This window comes from Burkholderia mycopellens, from assembly GCF_964265025.1.
Classification (GTDB): domain Bacteria; phylum Pseudomonadota; class Gammaproteobacteria; order Burkholderiales; family Burkholderiaceae; genus Burkholderia.
Genome location: NZ_OZ183802.1, coordinates 1,041,352 through 1,058,873, shown reverse-complemented (window position 1 = coordinate 1,058,873; position 17,522 = coordinate 1,041,352). Strand labels below are relative to the sequence as shown.

Below are 17,522 nucleotides of genomic sequence, written 5' to 3'. Positions count from 1 at the left end.
GGCCGGCACCTTCGCACACTGGGCGAGGCGGGCATACGCGGTGGCACCCACGCAAAAAACCAGCGTCTGGTGGCGCTGGCTGAGACTACGACTAAAGCCGTCGGATACGCCGTGCAGGATTCGGCGGACGGTGACGCGCTGCGTCAAAGATCGGTGATTGGCGGCTCGAAGCCTTTTACCCTGCAGCCAATGTGAGCGGATTCTAGCAGGGTTTTATAGATCGTCAACACTATAAAACATTGAAATCATAACAAAAAGTAATTTACCAGCACTCTCAAGATCGCAATCCCCGTGCCGTAGGGGGTTTGCGCGCGGTCGACTTTTTTCTCCGTCGGGCGGGCAGGCGGCCGCGCGGGTAAAATCGTCGGTCGATTCGGGGTCGCAGCCGGCCGCTGCGCCCGCCCATCGCTGCCCGCCTTGCGGGTGGCCCGGACCTTCTTCATGAAATACAAAGACTTACGCGATTTCATCCAGCGCCTCGAGGCGCTCGGCGAACTGCGGCGCGTCACGCAGCCCGTGTCGCCCGTGCTCGAAATGACCGAGCTGTGCGACCGCGTGCTGCGCGCCGGCGGCCCTGCGCTGCTGTTCAACGCGCCGACCGGCTACGACTTCCCGGTGCTCGGCAACCTGTTCGGCACGCCGCGCCGCGTCGCGCTCGGGATGGGCGTCGATGCGGGCGACGACGCCGCGCTCGATTCGCTGCGCGATCTCGGGCGCCTGCTGTCCGCATTGAAGGAACCCGATCCGCCGAAGAGCCTGAAGGACGCCGGCAAGCTGCTGTCGCTCGCGAAGGCCGTGTGGGACATGGCGCCAAAGTCGGTGTCGTCGCCGCCGTGCCAGGAGATCGTCTGGGAAGGCGCCGACGTCGACCTTAACAGGCTGCCGATCCAGACCTGCTGGCCCGGCGACGCGGGGCCGCTCGTCACGTGGGGCCTGACGGTCACGCGCGGGCCGAACAAGTCGCGGCAGAACCTCGGGATCTACCGCCAGCAGCTGATCGGCCGCAACAAGCTGATCATGCGCTGGCTCGCGCATCGCGGCGGCGCACTCGACTTCCGCGAATTCGCGCTGCAAAACCCCGGCAAGCCTTATCCGGTCGCGGTCGTGCTCGGCGCCGATCCGGCCACGACGCTCGGCGCGGTGACGCCGGTGCCCGATTCGCTGTCCGAGTACCAGTTCGCCGGCCTGCTGCGGGGCAGCCGCACGGAGCTCGCGAAGTGCCTGACGCCCGGCGTCGACACGCTGCAGGTGCCGGCGCGCGCGGAGATCGTGCTCGAAGGCTTCATTTATCCGCAGGAAGGCGCGCCCGCCCCCGCTCCGGCCGGCGCACCGCCGCGCCCGGCCGGCAATGCTGCGGCCGCGTACGAGCATGCGCTCGAAGGCCCGTACGGCGACCACACCGGCTATTACAACGAGCAGGAGTGGTTCCCGGTGTTCACCGTCGAGCGCATCACGATGCGGCGCGACGCGATCTACCACTCGACCTACACGGGCAAGCCGCCCGACGAACCCGCGGTGCTCGGCGTCGCGCTCAACGAGGTGTTCGTGCCGCTGCTGCAGAAGCAGTTCACCGAGATCACCGACTTCTACCTGCCGCCCGAAGGCTGCAGCTACCGGATGGCCATCGTCCAGATGAAGAAGAGCTACGCGGGCCACGCGAAGCGCGTGATGTTCGGCGTGTGGAGCTTCCTGCGGCAGTTCATGTATACGAAGTTCATCGTGGTCGTCGACGAGGACGTGAACATCCGCGACTGGAAGGAAGTGATCTGGGCGATCACGACGCGCGTCGACCCCGTGCGCGACACCGTGATGGTCGACAGCACGCCGATCGACTATCTCGACTTCGCGTCGCCAGTTGCCGGCCTCGGTTCGAAGATGGGGCTCGACGCGACCAACAAGTGGCCCGGCGAGACCAGCCGCGAATGGGGCCGCCCGATCGAGATGGATGCGGCCGTGAAGGCGCGCGTCGACCGGCTCTGGCAGGAGATCGGTCTCTGAGGCCATGCGGCCGGCGCCTGCCGGCCCATGGCGTGCCACTGCCACAAATCGCCACAAGAACAACGCAGATGACCTTTCCGCCCGCCTCCATGCTGTCCGACGGTTTCTTTCTGTCGCTGTCGCTGTGTCTCGACATCGGCCTCGTGAACGTCGCGATGCTGTCGCTGACGCTGTCGCACGGCTTCCGGCCGGGCTTCTGGCTCGGCCTCGGCTCGTGCGTCGGCGATCTCGTCTACGCGGCGCTCGCACTCGCGGGGATGGCCGTGCTGCTGCAGTTCGAACCGGTGCGCTGGATCGTGTGGATCGGCGGCGGTGCGGTACTGCTGTTCCTCACGTGGAAGATGGCACGCAAAGCGCTCACGCCGGCCAAGGCGACCGGCGACGATGCCGACGACACGCCGCAGCCGCGCGCCAGCGCACGGCGCAGTTTCCTGCGCGGAATGTTGCTCGCGATGTCGTCGCCGAGCGCGATCCTGTGGTTCGCGGCGGTCGGCGGCGCGCTGATCGCGAAAGCCGGCGCGACCACGCCTGCCACCGCGTCGGTGTTCCTGTCGGGCTTTTTTCTCGGCGGCCTCGCATGGACGCTCTTCATGTGTACGCTCGCGAGCCAGGGCCGCAAGCGCGCGGGCGCCGGGCTGATGCGCGCGTGTCACATCGCATCGGCGCTGCTGTTCGCGTATTTCTCGTACAGCGTGATCGTCGGCGGCTACCGCGACCTGATCGTGCACGCGGTGTAATCGAGACCGACCTGCATGGGCCGCGCGACGATGTCAGGCGGCGGCCCCAAAAGAAAAACGGCGCAGCGCCCCACTCGGGACGTTGCGCCGTTTTGCCACGCGCGGCCTGGCCGCGCGGCACGAATCAGCGACGCCAGTAGCCGTGATGGCCCCAGCCGCCGTAACCATGACGCCAGTACGGACGGCCATAGTAGCCACCGACGACCACGGCGGGCGGCGGCGCGTAGTAGGCCGGCGCCGGTGCGTAATAGACCGGCGGAGGCGGCGGCGCGTAGTACACGGGCGGCGGCGGTGCATAGACGGGGTACGCGGGCGCGACCGGGATACCGATGCCGACCCCGATCGACACGTGAGCTTGCGCAGCGCTTGCGGCACCCAGGCCCAGCGCGGCGGCGGCGATGAACGGAATGAGCTTTTTCACTTCGATTCTCCTGCTGGAGCGGTATTTTATGCGCCCCTGTCGGCAACGGCGGGCATGCACGTCGCATGGAAGCAATGTAGCGAAAACCCGCCCCTCACGTGTCGTGCATTTGTTGCAAATTGCAATTGCGCGCGGCCGGCGCCGCCGCGCGGCGTGGCTTGCAGCGCAAGCGGCGATCCTTGCGGGCCGCGCGATTCCGTCCGACGAGTCGGGTCGCAACATCATGGCCGGTCAGTCTTACCGGATACGGCGCACGCGGCAGGCGCGCAACCGTAATGAACGATTACAAATTCGAGACAAGATGCCGACATTTCAAGCCGGAAACGGGTGCGACATATTCCGGGGTCGGATTCCAGGATCGTGAATCGACCGCGACGCCCGGCGCCGATACACGCTCGATATCGCGCCGCGTACCGGTCAGCCAGGCACTTGCTGGCACGGAACCAGCCGTTGCGCGGCCCCGCCGTCATTCCTGCGATACTGGCGGTTGCTTCGTTTTCGCTTACGCCCGCTGCCATGTCCCTCCCCGACACACCCCGCCTCGGCTTCATCGGCGCCGGCCGTCTCGCGCGCTGCGTCGCGCAGCGCTTCGCGCAGGCCGGCTTTCCGGTCGTCGCGATCGCGAGCCGCACGCCCGCGTCCGCCGCGGCGCTCGCCGCGCGCATCGACGGCTGCCAGGCGGTCGACACGCCGCAGCAGGTCGCCGACGCCGCGGACCTGATCTTCCTGACGGTGCCCGACGACCATCTCGCGTCGACGGCCGCGGCGCTGCACTTCGATGCTTCGCGCGCGGTGCGGCAGGCCGTCGTTCACTGCAGCGGCGCATCGGCGGTCGCACTGCTCGATCCGGCGAAGCAGCAAGGCGCGGCTACCGGCGGCTTCCATCCGCTCTATCTGTTCGGCGGCGCCGACGCCGACCTCGCCCGCATCGACGGCTGCTCGGTCACGATCGAAGCCGACGGCGCGTTGCACGCGACGCTGATGCGACTTGCTGCCGCACTCGGCTGCCATCCGCTGTCGATTCCGGCCGGCGGCCGGATGCTCTATCACGCGGCCGCGCACTACGCGGCGAGCTTCGCGCTGTGCGGGCTGGCGGAAGCGGTCGAGCTGTGGCGCGGCCTCGGTTTCGACGAGGACGCCGCGCTGCGCGCGCTGCTGCCGATGCTGGCCGGCACGATCGAGACCGCACGCGACAAGGGGCTCGCGAACGCGCTCTCCGGCCCGGTGTCGCGCGGCGATACGGGTATCGTCGAACGCCAGTTGGCACTGCTTGAAGCGCGCGGCGGCGATCACGCGACGCTGTACGCGCTGCTGACGCGCCGCGCGGTCACGCTCGCGGCGCAGCGGGCCACGCCGCCGGCGTCGCTGGCGGCGCTCGCCGAAGCCGTCGAAACGTCGCTCGCGCGCACCGCCGCGCCCCCCTCCCCGTCGCGAGACGAGGCGTGATAAGGTGTCGGCCGATGCGCCGCCATCCGGCGTTGGCGGCCGCACGCTACTGACTGTATAAAAAGGATGCCAACGATGTTCGGCGAGATCGCCCGTTTTCTGCTCAATACCGTCTTCACGCTGTTCGGCGCCGCGCTGATCCTGCGCGTCTGGATGCAGGCCGTCCGCGTGCCACCGTACAACCCCGTCACGCAAGCCGTGCTGCAGGCGACCAACTGGCTCGTGCTGCCGCTGCGCCGCGTGATCGCGGGCGTACGCGGCATCGACTGGGCCAGCGTCGTCGCCGCGCTGCTCACCGCGCTCGTCTATGTCGTGCTGATGGTCGTGATGGCCGGCTTCGACCCGGCGTCGGTGATCGCGACGCTCGTCGTGGTCGCGCTGCTCACCGTCGTGAAATGGGCGCTCAATCTCGTGATCTGGATGACGATCCTGATGGCGCTGCTGTCGTGGCTCAACCCGCGCTCGCCGGCGATGCCGATCCTCTTCCAGCTCACCGCGCCGTTCCTGAACCCGCTGCGCCGCATCATCCCGAACCTCGGCGGCATCGACCTGTCGCCGATCCTGCTGTTCGTGATCGTGCAGGTGCTGCTGATGATCGTCACGCGCGCCGCCGTGTCGCTGACGATATTCGGCATCTGACGCCGCCCCCCTACGCCGCCGGCTCTTGCGCCGGCGGTGCGCCGAGCGTGTCGATCACGCCGAAGCGCGCCGGCATCATCGCGTAGCACACGCGCACTTTCTCGTGCGACAGGCGGTCGAGCAAGCGCTGCGCCTCGTCCTCGGTGACGATGAATTCGATCTCGATCGCGAGCGATCCCTGCAGTTCGAAGAAGCGATCCTCGTGCAGCACGCGATGCTGGCCGAACCCGGCCATCGCGCGAAACGCGGAACCGCCCGCGACGCCCATCCGGTTCGCCTCCTCCAGCAGCCATTCCCACAGCGGATTCCAGTGCAGCCGATCCTTCTCGTGCACATAGAAGCGCAGGAAGATCTTGTCCATCGCACCCTCCGATGGCGGCACGCTCAGGCCGCCGCGAGCCATACGCGCGCGGTCCACATGCCGAGCGCCGTCAGCGCGAACGATCCAGTCAAGTGTAGGGCAGCCACCGCAAACGCCCATCCGAATTCGCCCTGCACCGCATGCGTCATCACTTCGACCGAATAGGTCGAGAACGTCGTGAGGCCGCCGAGAAAGCCCGTGATCACGAACAGCCGCCACTCGGGCGGCAGCCCGACGCGGGTCGTGAACACGACGGCGGCGATGCCGATCACGTAGCCGCCGATCAGGTTCGCGGCAAGCGTGCCGAGCGGCACGGCGGGAAAGAATGCGTTGAGCGCGAGGCTCAGGAACCAGCGCAGCAACGCGCCGAGCCCGGCGCCGACGAAGATCGCGACGATCGAATAGAACAAGGGCGCTCCCGGTCGATGAGGCGGCTGGAGTCAGCCGCCGGCCCCCGGTTGCCCGGGCGATGTCCGATCCCGGACGCTTACTGCGCGGGCGCGGGCGCGGGCGGCATACGCTGAACTGTATGCGGATTCGCCGCGACCCCGCAACGGCGACCGCTGGCGGGATGCCCGCTCGCTCAGGTCGCCTCGCCCGTCCGCAGGCTCACGCGCGTTGCCAGGCTGCGTCGAGTGCGCTCAGCGTCGCCCGCGCGCCGCCCTTCAAGCCGATCACGTCCGCACGGCGCGCATGCGCTTCGCGCGCGTTGATGCGGATCACGTCGGCGCCGAGCCGTTCGCTCAACAGGCGGACGGTCGGAATCGCGGTGCCCGCGCCGATCTCGACCACCGCGACCCGCCCGGCTTGCGCGATCCAGTCTTCCAGCGCGCGCTCCTGCGCGTCGTAGCGCGCACCGAGCCAGCCGGTGTCGCCGAACATCAGGATGTTCGGCCGCGCGAGACCGCCGCAGTGCGGACAGCGCGGCATGTCGCCGACGAGGCGGCAGGTGGCTTCGTCGACGTCCGGCACGAACGGCGCCGCGCCCCACGTGTCGTCCGAACAGGGGCGCAGGCACTGCATCGCGTGGATCGAGCCGTGGATCTCGACGATCCGCGCCGGATCGAAGCCGGCTTTCTGGAACTGGCCGTCGACGTTGCTCGTCAGGACGAAGCCGCCGTTCGGCATCGCGTCGATCCAGCGGCGCAGGATCGCGAAGCCCTCATGCGGCACCGTCGCGCGGTAGAGCGCGAGACGGTGCCCGTAGAAGCCCCACGCGAGCGGCGCGCGCGCACGGAACGCGTGCGGCGATGCGATCTCGTGGAATTCGAAACGCTCGTGGCGCAGCGCCGGATACGCGCGCCAGAACCCGTCCGTGCCGCGAAAATCGGGTAGCCCGGAATCGACGCCGATACCGGCGCCGGCCGTCACGAGCAACGCGTCGGCGCGCGCGAGCGCGGCAACGGCGGAGGCGACGAGATCGTCGGGCAGTTGCGCGGCAGCGGCAGCAGCAGTGGAGTCAGCGGAATCGGAAAACGGCATGATGCGGCGGCGGTAGTGTCGAGCGGTGCGCGGGTGGCGTCGCGATCATACGCCGGATCGCGTGCAGCGCGGCGTGCACGATGCAACGGCACGACGCGATGCTCGCCCGGCCGTGGGCGATACAGGCGGCCGGGCGATGCAGGATGCAGCCTGAGGTGCCGCGACCGGGCGCCCCCCCGCCTGCTCAGCTATCCGAATCGTCCGGTGCGACCGGAATGTCGTCGACCGCGAAATAGACAGCCTTGCCAAGCTGCCGCGCGAGGGCGACATCCGCGTCCGCCCCGCGCGACGCGCCGTCGATACGCAGCACCGCGTCGCAGCGGCACAGCAGCCGGTGCGCGGCCGGGTACAGGAACGCCTCGCTGATCGCGTCGCCGACCTGTCGCGACCCGGCCGCGACGGCGAGCGGCAGCGACACCCACTCGCCGATCATCGGCACGTGCCCGCGGCGATACACGGCGAGCGCCGCCTCCTCCAGCCGGCGCAGGTTCGCGGCGATGCGCGCGGGGTCGCCGTCCGTGCCGCTGCGATAGGGGCCGGCGACCAGCACGAGCAGCGGCGTCATGCCGGGCGCACGCCGGCGGTTTCCCGCAGCGCGACGTACTGGAGCAGCATGATCGTCTTCGCATCGACGATCTCGCCGCGCTCGACCGCGTCCAGCGCCGCCTGCAGCGGCATCTCGACGACTTCGAGATCCTCGCCCTCTTCCGCGACGCCGCCGCCGTCGCCGGTGCGCAGCGACGCATCGTATTCGCCGACGAAGAAATGCAGCTTCTCCGTCACCGAGCCCGGGCTCATGAACGCCTCGAACACCTTGCGCACGCCGCGCACGCGAAAGCCGGTTTCCTCCTCGGCCTCGGCGCGGATGTGCGCTTCGGGCGTCGCGTCGTCGAGCAGGCCGGCAGCGGCCTCGATCAGCATGCCGTCGTGCCCGCTGACGAACGCCGGCATCCGGAACTGCCGCGTCAGCAGCACATCTCCCGTCCCGGCCTTGCGCAGCAGGATCGTCGCGCCATTGCCGCGATCGTAGGTCTCGCGGCTCAGGCGCTGCCACGTTCCGTCGCGGCGCAGGAAATCGAACGTCACCTTCTTCAGCACATACCAGTCATCGGACAGTACCGTCGTATCGACGATGCGGACACGGTCCCGCGTTGCAGCCATCCCAGCCTCCCGTTCGACAAAAGACGGCGCCCATGGTAACGTGCATATTCATGCAATTTCAAGAAAATTCGTGCAATCACGATGCTGACGACACAACGCAAGAAAGCGATCCTCGACGCACTCGCGCGCGACGGCCAGGTGCTGGCGGTCGAGCTGAGCGCGCAATTCGGCGTGTCCGAAGACACGGTCCGCCGCGACCTGCGCGAGCTCGCGGCCGAAGGCCTGCTGCAGCGCGTGCATGGCGGCGCGCTGCCGGCGTCGCCGGCCGTTGCGCCGTTCGCGCAGCGCGAGGCGCTCGAGCCGGCCGAAAAGCGGCGCATCGCACGGCGGGCCGCGGAAATGATCGCGCCCGGGCAGGTGGCGATCGTCGACGGCGGCACGACCTCCGCACTGCTCGTCAGCCAGTTGCCGACCGACCTGCGCGCGACCATCGTCACGCACAGCCCGAGTGTCGCGGTGGCGCTCGCCGCGCATCCGTCGATCGACGTGATCCTGATCGGCGGGCGGCTTTACAAGCATTCGATCGTCGCCGTCGGCGCGGCGGCGATGGAAGGCATTGCGCGCATCCATGCGGACCTGTACTTCATGGGCGTCACGGGCGTGCATCCGGTCGCAGGGCTCAGCACCGGCGATTTCGAGGAAGCGGCGATCAAGCGCGCGCTGGCCGAACGCGCGGCCGAGACGGTCGTGCTCGCGTCGCAGTCGAAGCTGCGCGCGGCGTCGCAGTTCGTGATCGGCGAAATCACGCTGGCGCATACCGTGGTGGTGGAAAAGGAAACCGACGCCGCGTTGACGAAGCCGATCGAGGCGGCAGGGGTGACGGTCGTGCGCGCGTAGCGGTGACGGGGTGCGCCCATGAGGGATTTGCGGATGTGCCGGATGTGCCGGAACGCGCCCGTCGACTCGGCCACGCCCTTTCATCGCGTCGCCGCCGCGCCCCTGTCAGCGTGCTGACAGGGGCCGCTTGCTAACATGGGCGACCGCCCAACCGCCACGCGCCGCCCACCCGATGCCCCCGCCCTCCGCCGCCACCTCACCTGCACCGCCAGCAGACGCACCGCCGCCCGGCGTCCTCGCGCTGTTCATCGCGTTCTCGCAGATCGGCCTGACCAGCTTCGGCGGCGGGCTCAGCGGGCGGATGATGCGCGACTTCGTGTACGAGCGGCGCTGGCTCGACGAGGAAGCGTTCCTCAACGGCCTCGCGCTGTCGCAGGCGCTGCCGGGCGTCAACGTGAAGAACCTCGCGATCTGGATCGGCTACCGGCTCGCCGGATGGCGCGGCGCGGTGGCCGGCTTCACCGGCATCATCGCGCCGCCGGCCGTGCTGATCGTGCTGTTCGGCATCGCGTTCTCGACCCTCACGCGCTTTGCGCTCACGCATGTCGCACTCGCCGGCGCAGCGGCCGCGGCGATCGGGCTGTCGATCTCGATGGCGATCACCGCCGTGCGCCGGTTGCCGCGCCGCGCGCTGCCGTTCGCGGTGATGGCGCTCACCTTCGTGTCGGTTGCGGTACTGCACTGGCCGCTCGTGTGGACCGTGCTGGCCGGCGGCACGCTGAGCGTCGCACTCGAATATCGCCGCGCGGCCGCGACGCCGGCCGAGAGCGACTCGCCATGAGCGACTCGCAACGCTACGCCGCGCTGCTCGGTGTGTTCGCGCCGCTGTCGATCGCGACGATCGGCGGCGGGCAGGCAATCATCGCCGACGTCCAGCGGCAGGTCGTCGACGTGCATCACTGGATGACCGCCACGCAATTCGTGAACGATTTCGCGATCGCGCGGATGGCGCCGGGCCCCGGCTCGCTGCTGGCGACGCTGATCGGCTGGCAGGTGGCCGGCTTCTGGGGGGCGGTGATCGCGACGCTCGCGCTGTTCGGCCCGACCGCGTTCCTGATCTACGGCGTCGCGCATCTGTGGCGGCGGCACCAGGGCGCGCGCTGGCAGATCGCGCTCGAGGCCGGCCTGCGCCCGGTCGCGGCCGGCATGATCCTCGCGTCGGTGTGGGTGCTGCTGCAGGCGCTCGACGGCGGCTGGGCCGCGCGCGCGATCGCGGTCGCGTCGACGCTGTGCGTGATGTATACGCGCGTTCACGCGCTGCTGCTGATCGCTGTCGGCGCACTGCTGCTCGTCGGCGTGCACGCGCTCGGCATGTGAGACGCGGCGACGCGCTCGCGAAGGCGAAGGCGACGGCGACGGCGACGGCGAACCAAGCTTCCGATACCCGCGCGGCGACGCGAGCACGTCCGCGCACTTCTCGCCGCCGGTTCGCCCGGCTCGTGCAACCCATCGCCTAGACGCCGCGAAACACCGGCGCGCGCCGCTCCTCGAACGCGCGCAGCCCTTCGTCGAAATCCGCGCCTTCGCACGCTTGCCGGCGCAGCTCGGCAATCCGTTCGAACGCGTCGGTCGGCAATGGCCGCGCGTCCTGCAGCACGCGCAACTGCTCCTTCACCGCGTGCACCGCGAGCGGCGCCTTCGCGGCAATCGTACGTGCGACGTCGAGCGCCGCATCGTCGACCCCGCCCGCGTCAACCAGCCGGTTCACGAGCCCGTGATGCGCGGCGCGCTCCGCATCGAGCGGCTGCGCGCAGAAGAACATCTCCTTCAGCACGTGGATCGGCAGATTGTCGTAGAAGCGCAGCAGGCCGCTCGTCGAATACGGCAGACCGATGTTGGCGGGCGTCATCGCGAAACGCGCGTCGCGCGCCGCGACCACCAGGTCGCAGCTCATCACGAGATCGACCGCCCCGCCCCACGCCGAGCCCGACACCGCCGCGATCACCGCGCCCGGATAGGTTCGCACGCGCCGCAGCGCCCGTTCGAGCGGCTTGCCGTACGCGAGCGGATCGCGATCGTCGGCCAGTTCGCGCAGGTCGTGCCCCGCGCTCCACACGTCGCCGCTGCCGTCGTTCGACAGGATCACGACGGGTGGCGGACGGTGTCCGGCCAGCGCGTCGAGGCGCGCGACGAGCGCATCGAGCAATGGCGCGTCGAGCGCATGCCGTCGCGCCGGATTCGCGAACCGCACCCGCGCGATCCGCTCGCCAGCCATGTCGACCGTCACGCGCGACGCGCTGTCGTGTTTCGTCGTGTCGCTCATTGCACGGCCTCCGTCACTGCTTCCGCCTGGAAGATCGCGCGCTCGGCCAGCAGCGCGTCGATCGCGTCGTCGCCATAGCCCGCTTCGCGCAGCACGTCGATCGTATGCTCACCCAGCAGCGGCGGCGCATGGCGCGTGCGCGGCGCCGGCACGGCGTCCCCCATCCCGCCGAGCGGCGTGACGACCTGGCGCAGCGTGCCGAGCGTCGGATGCGCAACCGGCTCGACCAGCCCGCAATGCGCGAGCTGCGGATCGTCGAATACTTCATCGAGCGTGTTGATCGGCCCGGCCGGCAGCCCGGCGTCGACGAAACGCCGCGTCCATTCGCGCTTGCCACGCGTGCGCAACCGGCTTTCGAGCAACGCTTTCAGTTCGTCGCGGTGCGCGACGCGCGCGTCGTTGGTCGCGAAGCGCGGATCGTTCGGCAGCTCGGGCAGATCCAGCAACTGGCACAGCCGCAGCCACATGTCGGTCGTGATCGGCGCGAGATTGAGCGGCCCGTCTGCCGTCTCGAATACGCCGTACGGCGCGATCACCGCGTGCGCATTGCCGGTGCGGCGCGGCACATCGCCAAGGCTCAGGTAGCGTTGCCCGTGCACGCTCAGCAGCGAAACCAGGCTTTCGAGCAGCGACGTGCCGACATGCTGGCCGCGCCCCGTGCGCTCGCGCTCGTACAGCGCGGCCATCACGCCGGTCGCGACCCACATCCCCGAGCTGAGATCGCCGATCGCGGTGCCCGTGCGGGTCGGCTCGCCGTCGGGAAAACCGGTGAGGCTCATCAACCCCGCATAGCCCTGCGCGATCTGGTCGAAACCCGGCCAGTCGCGCAACGGGCCGCGCGGGCCGAACGCGGTGACGCTGCCCATCACGAGCCGCGGGTCGCGCGCACTCAGCGCCGAATAGCCGAGCCCCATCGCGTCCATCGTGCCGGCCTTGAAATTCTCGATCACGACGTCGGCCTGCGCGATCAGCCGCCGCACGACGTCGAGTCCTGCCGGCTGCCGGAAATCCACGCAGATGCCGCGCTTGTTGCGGTTGCAGGACAGGTAGTACGTGCTCACGCCGCGATCGAACGGCCCCCATGCGCGGCTCATGTCGCCGTGCGGCCCCGATTCGACCTTGATCACGTCGGCGCCGAGATCGGCGAGCACCATCGAGCAGAACGGCCCCGACAGCGCGCGGCTCAGATCGACGACCCTGATTCCTTGTAATGCCTGCATTCCGGACTCCTGATATTGATGACTGGGTGTGGCTGGTTGCCGGGCGTTCGCGGCGTGCCGCTCATTCGGGCAGCGTCTGGTGGCGCGTTTCGACCGCGAACGGCAGGATCAGGATGCCGAGCCCGAACACGGCCGCGGTCCATGCGACCGGCACGCCGAGCGATTCGTAACCGTGAATCGCGGCGCCGAGCAGGAAGTTCACGCCCGCGCCGATGAAGCGGCCGACCGACGCGTTGAACGCGAACGCGGTGGCACGCACGCGCGTCGGGTACTGCTCGGGCAGCCATAGCGAGAAGATCGCGAAATTGCCGCCGAAGAAGCCGAGGAACACGAGCGACACCATGAATGCCGCAAGCCCGTTCGGCTGGTAGAACGCCCAGCCGAACGCGAACACGATCGATGCGGCCATGCCCGCGAAATACACGCCGAGCGCAGTGCGCCGGCCGAGCCGTTCGGACAGCCACGGCGCCACCAGGCAGCCGGCGATCGTCGCGCACGACAGGATCGCCGCACCGATCGATGCGAGCCGCATCGCGCCGATGTGGTCGATGCCCGCGCGCGCCGCCAGCGTGCTGACCGCGCTCGCCTCGTAGACGGAGCCGGCCCACAGCCCGACGATCGCGACGCCGACGAGGCTCGCGCTCGTCAGCGTGCGGCGCAGGAAGGCCGGCGCGAAGATCTCGCGCAGCGGATGTGCGCGCCGTGCGTCGGCCACGTCGCCGTCGCGTGCGTCATGCCGGCGCCACTGGCCGGGCTCCTTCACGCGCATCACGGTGAACACCGCGAGCAGCGCCGGCGCGAGGCCGCACAGGAACATCGCGCGCCAGCCGTAGGTCGCGCCGATCGTGTAGTTCAGGCACGCCGCGATGAAGAAGCCGAAGTAGTAGCCCGTCTGCAGGTAGCCGGCGCCCATTTTGCGGCGGTCCTCCGGCCAGCTCTCGGCGACGTAGGTGCCCGCGAGCGCCCATTCGCCGCCGACGCCGATCCCGGCGATCAGCCGGCACGCGGCCAGCGCCCACACGTCGTGCACGAACGCGGCCGCGCCGGTGAACACCGAGTAGATCAGGATGCTCGCGGCGAGCGTGCGGACGCGGCCGAAGCGGTCGGCGAGCGGCCCCCAGATGAACGACAGCCCCCAGCCGATCAGGAACAGCGCGAACAGGATCGAGCCGTACATCCCGAGATTCGCGGGCGTCGCCGCGATGCCGGACGCCGGCAGCAGCTCGGTCAACGCGGGAATCAGCACCAGCGCGTAGATCACCGAATCCACGCCGTCGAGCACCCAGCCCGCATACACGGCCCAGAAGCCCTTGACCTGCTCGCGCGTGAGCGGCGTGCGCCGCGGCTTCGCGCCGGCCGCCGGCGCGTCGATCGCCTTGAACATCTTCGTCTCCTTGCCGGCGGGGCCGGCGCTTTTGCCGCGTCCGGTCCGGAATGGCCGGCACGCTGGCTCTTGTGTGAGACGAGTATAGAAACACCATCGATCGCGGAAAAATATGATATTCATCTTGCTCGATCGGATTCGCTTATGACTCGAATCGGGAGGGGCGGCGATGGACTTGAGGCAGTTGCGCTATTTCGTGAAGGTCGTCGAATGCGGCAACGTCACGCATGCGAGCGAGGCGCTGCATGTCGCGCAGCCGGCGGTCAGCCAGCAGATGCGCAATCTCGAACAGGATCTCGGGATGCAGCTGCTCGAACGCAGCGTGCGCGGCGTCGCGCCGACCGCCGCCGGCCGCACGCTGTACCAGCACGCACTCGAACTGCTGCGCCAGGCCGACGGCACGCGCGAGCTGCTGCGCCGCGATGCCGACACGCCGCAGGGCCGCGTGACGGTCGGCATGCCGTCGAGCACCGCGCGCGTGCTGGCCATTCCGCTCGCCCGCGCGGTGCGCGACCGCTACCCGGGCATCATGCTAGAACTGATCGAGGCGCCGAGCGCCGATCTCGACACGCTGCTCGAACGCGCGCGGCTCGATCTCGCGATCGTCGTCGATGCAGTCGACACGCGCGGCATCGCGATCCACCGGCTGCTGACGGAAACGCTGTACCTGATCACGTGGCCCGGGTTCCAGGTGCCGGACGATCCCGTGCCGCTCGACGCGATCGCGCAGATGCCGCTCGTGCTGCCGAGCGCGCCGAATACGATCCGCAACCGCGTCGACTGGGCGATGCGCGAGGCCGGGCTGTCGTACGAAATCAGCTTCGAGGCAAGCTCGACCGGGCTGCTGTTCGCGGCCGTGATGGCGCAGCTCGGCGTGACGATCCTGCCGTGGACGGCCGCGCACATCGAGATCGAGGAGCGCAAGCTCAAGCTGTCGACGGTCGCGCACCGGCTGTTCGCGCGCGACCTGTCGCTGTGCTGGCACGATACGGCGCTCGTCAGCAACGCGGTGCAGAAGGTGAAGGCGGAGATCGTCCGGCTGTTCGACACGCTCGGGCAGCGGCCGGAGTGGGCGGCCGGGCAGGCCGGCCGCGCGTGACCGGAGCGCCGCGTGCGTTGTGCCTTGTGCTGCGAAGCCGCGCGTACTAAGCTCCGTTCATCCTGGGTACCGCTGACACCTCCGCTCCTCCTCGCCGCTCGGTATAAGCGACGGGGGAAGGAGGCCGTTCGTGTCCCCGTTCCAGTCTGCCTGGCTTCTGCTGGGCGTCAGTGTCCTCGCCGAAGTACTTGGCTCCGTCGGCCTGAAATATTCGGCCGGCTTTTCCCGCCCGCTCCCCTCCGCGCTCACTGTCGTCTGTTACGCATGCGCGGTCTGGCTGATGGCACTCGCGACGAAGCGGCTCGAAATGGGACTCGCGTACGCGAGTTGGGCCGCCGCCAGCACCGCGGCCACAGCCGTGATCGGGATCGTCTGCTTCGATGAATCGGTGTCGTCGCTGAAGCTCGCCGGCATCGCGCTGACCGTTTGTGCGCTCGTCGCGCTCAACCTCGGCGAGGCGGCGACGCACTGACCGTGATCACCGCCGGTTGCCGGCACGCGGGCACCGGGGGCATTGACAACCTCCCCCGGCGCCCCTTAACGTTGCTCGCATCGTAACCATCACCGGTTCAGCTTAAGAGGTTGTCGGCCCGCTCGTGCTCGACACCTCTGCCTTCGTCGAAGGCCTGCTGCTTGGCGCCGCACTGTTCACGTCGGTCGGCCCCAAGGACGCGTTCGTCATCAAACGCTCGATCTCGAGCCCCCACCTGCTTTCCATTACCCTCGTCTGCGCAGGCAGCGACGCGTTACTGATCGCGCTCGGCGCGCATGGGTTGTCATCGCTGCTGTCGCGACATCCCGGCGTGGTGTCGGCCGCGCTGTGGGCCGGCATCGCATATCTCGCCGGCTATGGCCTGGTCGCGCTGCGCTCGGCGATCTGGCGGCGGCGACCCGAGCACGTCGATGGCCCACACACGGGCAATGAGCCCACGCTCTCGCGCACGGTGCTCGCGACCGCCGCCGTCTCATTGCTCAACCCGTATGTGTGGATCGACACCGTGCTGCTGCTCGGCACGATGATCGTGAGTCACGTGCCGGCCGCACGGGCACCGTTTGCGTTCGGTGCGATGGCGGCTTCGCTCGTGTGGTTCCTGATGCTCGCCTATGGCGCACGTGCGTGCCGTGCATGGTTCACCCGGACGCTCGCATGGCGCGTGCTCGATTTCTTCGTCGCGGCGATGATGCTCGGCTTCGCGGTGCGTTTCACGATCGACGCGCTTCAGGCATCAGCGGCTCGATAACGTGCGAAACAGGTCGTGCGCGCCGGCATGCAGTTCGAAGCCGATGCCCGGTGCTTGCGGTACCCGTGTGTATCCGGCGTCGACGCTTGCGCCATCGGCCAGTCCGCTGAATGGATGAAACGCGAACGGACTGACTTCCGCGCCGCCGAGCCCGAGCGCCGCGACGACGTGCAGCGAGAACAGGTGGCCGCCGTGCGGCCAGAATGCGTCGCGCCGCCAGCCGCGCGATGCGAAGTGATCCACGATCTGCAGATAGCCCGGCAGTCCATAGCAATGTACCGGATCGAACACGAGCACGTCGCGCTCGGGACGCAGGCCGCCGTAGCGGTCGAGCAGCTTGGCTTCCGCGAGCGAGAACAGCGCTTCGCCGGCCGCGATCGGCGCTGCGTAGCGCGTGGCGAGATCTGCCTGGAGCGGCAGGTCGAGCGGATCGCAAATGTCCTCGAACCACCAGAGATCGAACGGCGCGAGCATCGCGGCGGCAACTTCGACGGTCGTCGCATCGTAGGTGTTCATCGCGTCGACCGCGAGATGCGAACTGTCCGCCAGTTGCGCGGCAGCCGCTTCGATGCGCCTGCGGTCCTGATCAGGATCCGCGCCTCCGATCTTGATCTTCGCGTGCGTGTAGCCAAGATCGGCGATGCGGCGTATCTCGTCCGACAGACGCGCGAGGTCGTCATGCGGATAGCGGTAGCCGCCGCCCGCGTACACGCGCACGCGTGGTGCGGCCGTGCGTTCAAGCCGGTCGGCGAGAAAGCGATGGAGCGGCAGGCCGGCGATTTTCGCGGCGGCATCCCAGATCGCCATGTCGAGCGTGCCAACCGCGACGCATCGTTCGCCATGTCCGCCGGGCTTCTCGCCGGCCATCATCGCGCGCCATGCGCGGAACGGATCGAGGTTCGTGCCGGCTTCGTCGGCGAGCGTGTCGGCGGCGGCCAGCAGGCGCGGCGCGAACCGTTCGCGGATCAGGCCGCCCTGCGCGAAACGGCCGATCGACGCGTAGCCATAGCCCGTCACCGGGCGGCCATCGCGCACGACGTCGGTGACGACCGCGACGACACTCGTCGTCAGCCCGCCGGACGGGATCGCCGGATCGGCATAGCGGGACACGGGAATCGCTTGTTCGTGGATCGCGGTGATACGCATGGGCGGGGTTCCGGGAAACGTTCGGTGTGCGCGGGTCATGCTCGCATGGCGGCCGGTGCGACTGCCGGATCGCTGCATCATAGGCGC

21 protein-coding genes are annotated in these 17,522 nt (G+C 69.0%); 11 read left to right on the top strand and 10 right to left on the bottom strand.

Translation table 11 applies throughout. From position 1 onward, the window contains the following. Positions 1-441: 441 nt before the first annotated feature. Together ACPTTC_RS04930 and ACPTTC_RS04925 are read left to right on the top strand one after the other, a co-directional pair. The gene (locus ACPTTC_RS04930) at positions 442-1,998 is read left to right on the top strand and encodes a UbiD family decarboxylase (RefSeq protein WP_423391739.1); all 1,557 of its coding nucleotides are present in this window, start codon (positions 442-444) and stop codon (positions 1,996-1,998) included. Between the two features lie 68 nt (positions 1,999-2,066). Further along, the gene (locus ACPTTC_RS04925; protein ID WP_423391738.1) at positions 2,067-2,735 is read left to right on the top strand and encodes a LysE family translocator; all 669 of its coding nucleotides are present in this window, start codon (positions 2,067-2,069) and stop codon (positions 2,733-2,735) included. A 124-nt stretch (positions 2,736-2,859) separates the two neighbouring features. Here ACPTTC_RS04925 and ACPTTC_RS04920 read toward each other — a convergent pair whose 3' ends face one another. Beyond that, positions 2,860-3,156, bottom strand: a complete 297-nt coding sequence (locus tag ACPTTC_RS04920; RefSeq protein WP_006488565.1) for a hypothetical protein — start codon at positions 3,154-3,156, stop codon at positions 2,860-2,862. Between ACPTTC_RS04920 and ACPTTC_RS04915 the strand changes: the two genes are divergently transcribed. The 3 genes from ACPTTC_RS04915 (at position 3,143) to ACPTTC_RS04905 (ending at position 5,241) form a co-directional block, all read left to right on the top strand. Then, on the top strand, positions 3,143-3,520 hold the full coding sequence (locus ACPTTC_RS04915; protein WP_423391737.1) for a hypothetical protein: 378 nt from the start codon (positions 3,143-3,145) through the stop codon (positions 3,518-3,520). The genes ACPTTC_RS04920 and ACPTTC_RS04915 overlap by 14 nt on opposite strands. Positions 3,521-3,672: 152 nt before the next feature. Further along, a complete protein-coding gene (locus ACPTTC_RS04910) occupies positions 3,673-4,602 on the top strand; it encodes a Rossmann-like and DUF2520 domain-containing protein (RefSeq protein WP_423391736.1) in 930 nt (309 codons plus the stop codon). Between the two features lie 75 nt (positions 4,603-4,677). Next, complete coding sequence (locus ACPTTC_RS04905; RefSeq protein ID WP_175966965.1) at positions 4,678-5,241, top strand: YggT family protein; 564 nt, start codon at positions 4,678-4,680, stop codon at positions 5,239-5,241. Positions 5,242-5,251: 10 nt separating this feature from the next. Here the strand turns inward: ACPTTC_RS04905 and ACPTTC_RS04900 are convergent, their stop codons facing one another. The 5 genes from ACPTTC_RS04900 to ACPTTC_RS04880 form a co-directional block, all read right to left on the bottom strand. After that, the gene (locus ACPTTC_RS04900; protein WP_423391735.1) at positions 5,252-5,602 is read right to left on the bottom strand and encodes a DUF190 domain-containing protein; all 351 of its coding nucleotides are present in this window, start codon (positions 5,600-5,602) and stop codon (positions 5,252-5,254) included. 23 nt (positions 5,603-5,625) lie between these two features. Continuing rightward, complete coding sequence (gene crcB / locus ACPTTC_RS04895) at positions 5,626-6,012, bottom strand: fluoride efflux transporter CrcB (RefSeq protein ID WP_175966961.1); 387 nt, start codon at positions 6,010-6,012, stop codon at positions 5,626-5,628. A gap of 199 nt (positions 6,013-6,211) precedes the next feature. Next, positions 6,212-7,084, bottom strand: coding sequence for an SIR2 family NAD-dependent protein deacylase (locus ACPTTC_RS04890; protein ID WP_423391734.1), 873 nt, complete (start codon positions 7,082-7,084; stop codon positions 6,212-6,214). Positions 7,085-7,268: 184 nt separating this feature from the next. Then, complete coding sequence (locus tag ACPTTC_RS04885) at positions 7,269-7,649, bottom strand: DUF4406 domain-containing protein (RefSeq protein WP_423391733.1); 381 nt, start codon at positions 7,647-7,649, stop codon at positions 7,269-7,271. After that, on the bottom strand, positions 7,646-8,245 hold the full coding sequence (locus tag ACPTTC_RS04880) for an NUDIX domain-containing protein (RefSeq protein ID WP_423391732.1): 600 nt from the start codon (positions 8,243-8,245) through the stop codon (positions 7,646-7,648). Before ACPTTC_RS04880 ends, ACPTTC_RS04885 begins: the two co-directional genes overlap by 4 nt. An 81-nt stretch (positions 8,246-8,326) precedes the next feature. Here ACPTTC_RS04880 and ACPTTC_RS04875 point away from each other — a divergent pair, with 81 nt between their 5' ends. The 3 genes from ACPTTC_RS04875 to ACPTTC_RS04865 all read left to right on the top strand — a co-directional run bounded on the left by ACPTTC_RS04875 (position 8,327) and on the right by ACPTTC_RS04865 (position 10,399). Continuing rightward, positions 8,327-9,082 (top strand): DeoR/GlpR family DNA-binding transcription regulator, encoded by a 756-nt coding sequence (locus ACPTTC_RS04875; RefSeq protein ID WP_423391731.1) that lies wholly within the window; start codon positions 8,327-8,329, stop codon positions 9,080-9,082. Positions 9,083-9,254: 172 nt separating this feature from the next. Beyond that, a complete protein-coding gene (locus tag ACPTTC_RS04870; RefSeq protein WP_423391730.1) occupies positions 9,255-9,863 on the top strand; it encodes a chromate transporter in 609 nt (202 codons plus the stop codon). Beyond that, positions 9,860-10,399 (top strand): chromate transporter, encoded by a 540-nt coding sequence (locus ACPTTC_RS04865; protein ID WP_423391729.1) that lies wholly within the window; start codon positions 9,860-9,862, stop codon positions 10,397-10,399. The genes ACPTTC_RS04870 and ACPTTC_RS04865 overlap by 4 nt, the downstream gene beginning before the upstream one ends. Before the next feature lie 136 nt (positions 10,400-10,535). Here the strand turns inward: ACPTTC_RS04865 and scpB are convergent, their stop codons facing one another. The 3 genes from scpB to ACPTTC_RS04850 form a co-directional block, all read right to left on the bottom strand. Continuing rightward, entirely contained in the window at positions 10,536-11,345 is an 810-nt protein-coding gene (gene scpB, locus ACPTTC_RS04860; RefSeq protein WP_423391728.1) for a methylmalonyl-CoA decarboxylase, read from the bottom strand. Next, positions 11,342-12,565, bottom strand: coding sequence for a CaiB/BaiF CoA transferase family protein (locus tag ACPTTC_RS04855; protein ID WP_226195559.1), 1,224 nt, complete (start codon positions 12,563-12,565; stop codon positions 11,342-11,344). The genes scpB and ACPTTC_RS04855 overlap by 4 nt, the downstream gene beginning before the upstream one ends. 61 nt (positions 12,566-12,626) lie before the next feature. Then, on the bottom strand, positions 12,627-13,949 hold the full coding sequence (locus ACPTTC_RS04850; RefSeq protein ID WP_423391727.1) for an MFS transporter: 1,323 nt from the start codon (positions 13,947-13,949) through the stop codon (positions 12,627-12,629). A 169-nt stretch (positions 13,950-14,118) separates the two neighbouring features. On the opposite strand from ACPTTC_RS04850, the gene ACPTTC_RS04845 reads away from it, so the two are divergent. From ACPTTC_RS04845 to ACPTTC_RS04835, 3 genes are all read left to right on the top strand, one after another. Next, positions 14,119-15,048 carry a LysR substrate-binding domain-containing protein gene (locus ACPTTC_RS04845; protein WP_226195557.1) on the top strand — a complete coding sequence of 310 codons (930 nt, stop codon included), beginning with the start codon at positions 14,119-14,121 and terminating at the stop codon, positions 15,046-15,048. 130 nt (positions 15,049-15,178) lie between these two features. Next, on the top strand, positions 15,179-15,520 hold the full coding sequence (locus ACPTTC_RS04840; RefSeq protein WP_423391726.1) for a DMT family transporter: 342 nt from the start codon (positions 15,179-15,181) through the stop codon (positions 15,518-15,520). Between the two features lie 124 nt (positions 15,521-15,644). Further along, complete coding sequence (locus tag ACPTTC_RS04835) at positions 15,645-16,289, top strand: LysE/ArgO family amino acid transporter (RefSeq protein ID WP_423391725.1); 645 nt, start codon at positions 15,645-15,647, stop codon at positions 16,287-16,289. Here the strand turns inward: ACPTTC_RS04835 and ACPTTC_RS04830 are convergent. After that, complete coding sequence (locus ACPTTC_RS04830) at positions 16,275-17,435, bottom strand: mandelate racemase/muconate lactonizing enzyme family protein (protein WP_423391724.1); 1,161 nt, start codon at positions 17,433-17,435, stop codon at positions 16,275-16,277. The two genes, ACPTTC_RS04835 and ACPTTC_RS04830, sit on opposite strands and share 15 nt — an antisense overlap. Between the last annotated feature and the right edge of the window lie 87 nt (positions 17,436-17,522).

What these genes read in the sequence shown, in the direction of transcription:
- ACPTTC_RS04930 (WP_423391739.1), top strand. Translation starts at nt 442, where the DNA reads ATGAAATACAAAGACTTACGCGATTTCATCCAGCGCCTCGAGGCGCTC.
- ACPTTC_RS04925 (WP_423391738.1), top strand. Translation starts at nt 2,067, where the DNA reads ATGACCTTTCCGCCCGCCTCCATGCTGTCCGACGGTTTCTTTCTGTCG.
- ACPTTC_RS04915 (WP_423391737.1), top strand. Translation starts at nt 3,143, where the DNA reads ATGAGCTTTTTCACTTCGATTCTCCTGCTGGAGCGGTATTTTATGCGC.
- ACPTTC_RS04910 (WP_423391736.1), top strand. Translation starts at nt 3,673, where the DNA reads ATGTCCCTCCCCGACACACCCCGCCTCGGCTTCATCGGCGCCGGCCGT.
- ACPTTC_RS04905 (WP_175966965.1), top strand. Translation starts at nt 4,678, where the DNA reads ATGTTCGGCGAGATCGCCCGTTTTCTGCTCAATACCGTCTTCACGCTG.
- ACPTTC_RS04900 (WP_423391735.1), bottom strand. Translation starts at nt 5,602, where the DNA reads ATGGACAAGATCTTCCTGCGCTTCTATGTGCACGAGAAGGATCGGCTG.
- ACPTTC_RS04890 (WP_423391734.1), bottom strand. Translation starts at nt 7,084, where the DNA reads ATGCCGTTTTCCGATTCCGCTGACTCCACTGCTGCTGCCGCTGCCGCG.
- ACPTTC_RS04885 (WP_423391733.1), bottom strand. Translation starts at nt 7,649, where the DNA reads ATGACGCCGCTGCTCGTGCTGGTCGCCGGCCCCTATCGCAGCGGCACG.
- ACPTTC_RS04880 (WP_423391732.1), bottom strand. Translation starts at nt 8,245, where the DNA reads ATGGCTGCAACGCGGGACCGTGTCCGCATCGTCGATACGACGGTACTG.
- ACPTTC_RS04875 (WP_423391731.1), top strand. Translation starts at nt 8,327, where the DNA reads ATGCTGACGACACAACGCAAGAAAGCGATCCTCGACGCACTCGCGCGC.
- ACPTTC_RS04870 (WP_423391730.1), top strand. Translation starts at nt 9,255, where the DNA reads ATGCCCCCGCCCTCCGCCGCCACCTCACCTGCACCGCCAGCAGACGCA.
- ACPTTC_RS04865 (WP_423391729.1), top strand. Translation starts at nt 9,860, where the DNA reads ATGAGCGACTCGCAACGCTACGCCGCGCTGCTCGGTGTGTTCGCGCCG.
- scpB (WP_423391728.1), bottom strand. Translation starts at nt 11,345, where the DNA reads ATGAGCGACACGACGAAACACGACAGCGCGTCGCGCGTGACGGTCGAC.
- ACPTTC_RS04855 (WP_226195559.1), bottom strand. Translation starts at nt 12,565, where the DNA reads ATGCAGGCATTACAAGGAATCAGGGTCGTCGATCTGAGCCGCGCGCTG.
- ACPTTC_RS04850 (WP_423391727.1), bottom strand. Translation starts at nt 13,949, where the DNA reads ATGTTCAAGGCGATCGACGCGCCGGCGGCCGGCGCGAAGCCGCGGCGC.
- ACPTTC_RS04845 (WP_226195557.1), top strand. Translation starts at nt 14,119, where the DNA reads ATGGACTTGAGGCAGTTGCGCTATTTCGTGAAGGTCGTCGAATGCGGC.
- ACPTTC_RS04830 (WP_423391724.1), bottom strand. Translation starts at nt 17,435, where the DNA reads ATGCGTATCACCGCGATCCACGAACAAGCGATTCCCGTGTCCCGCTAT.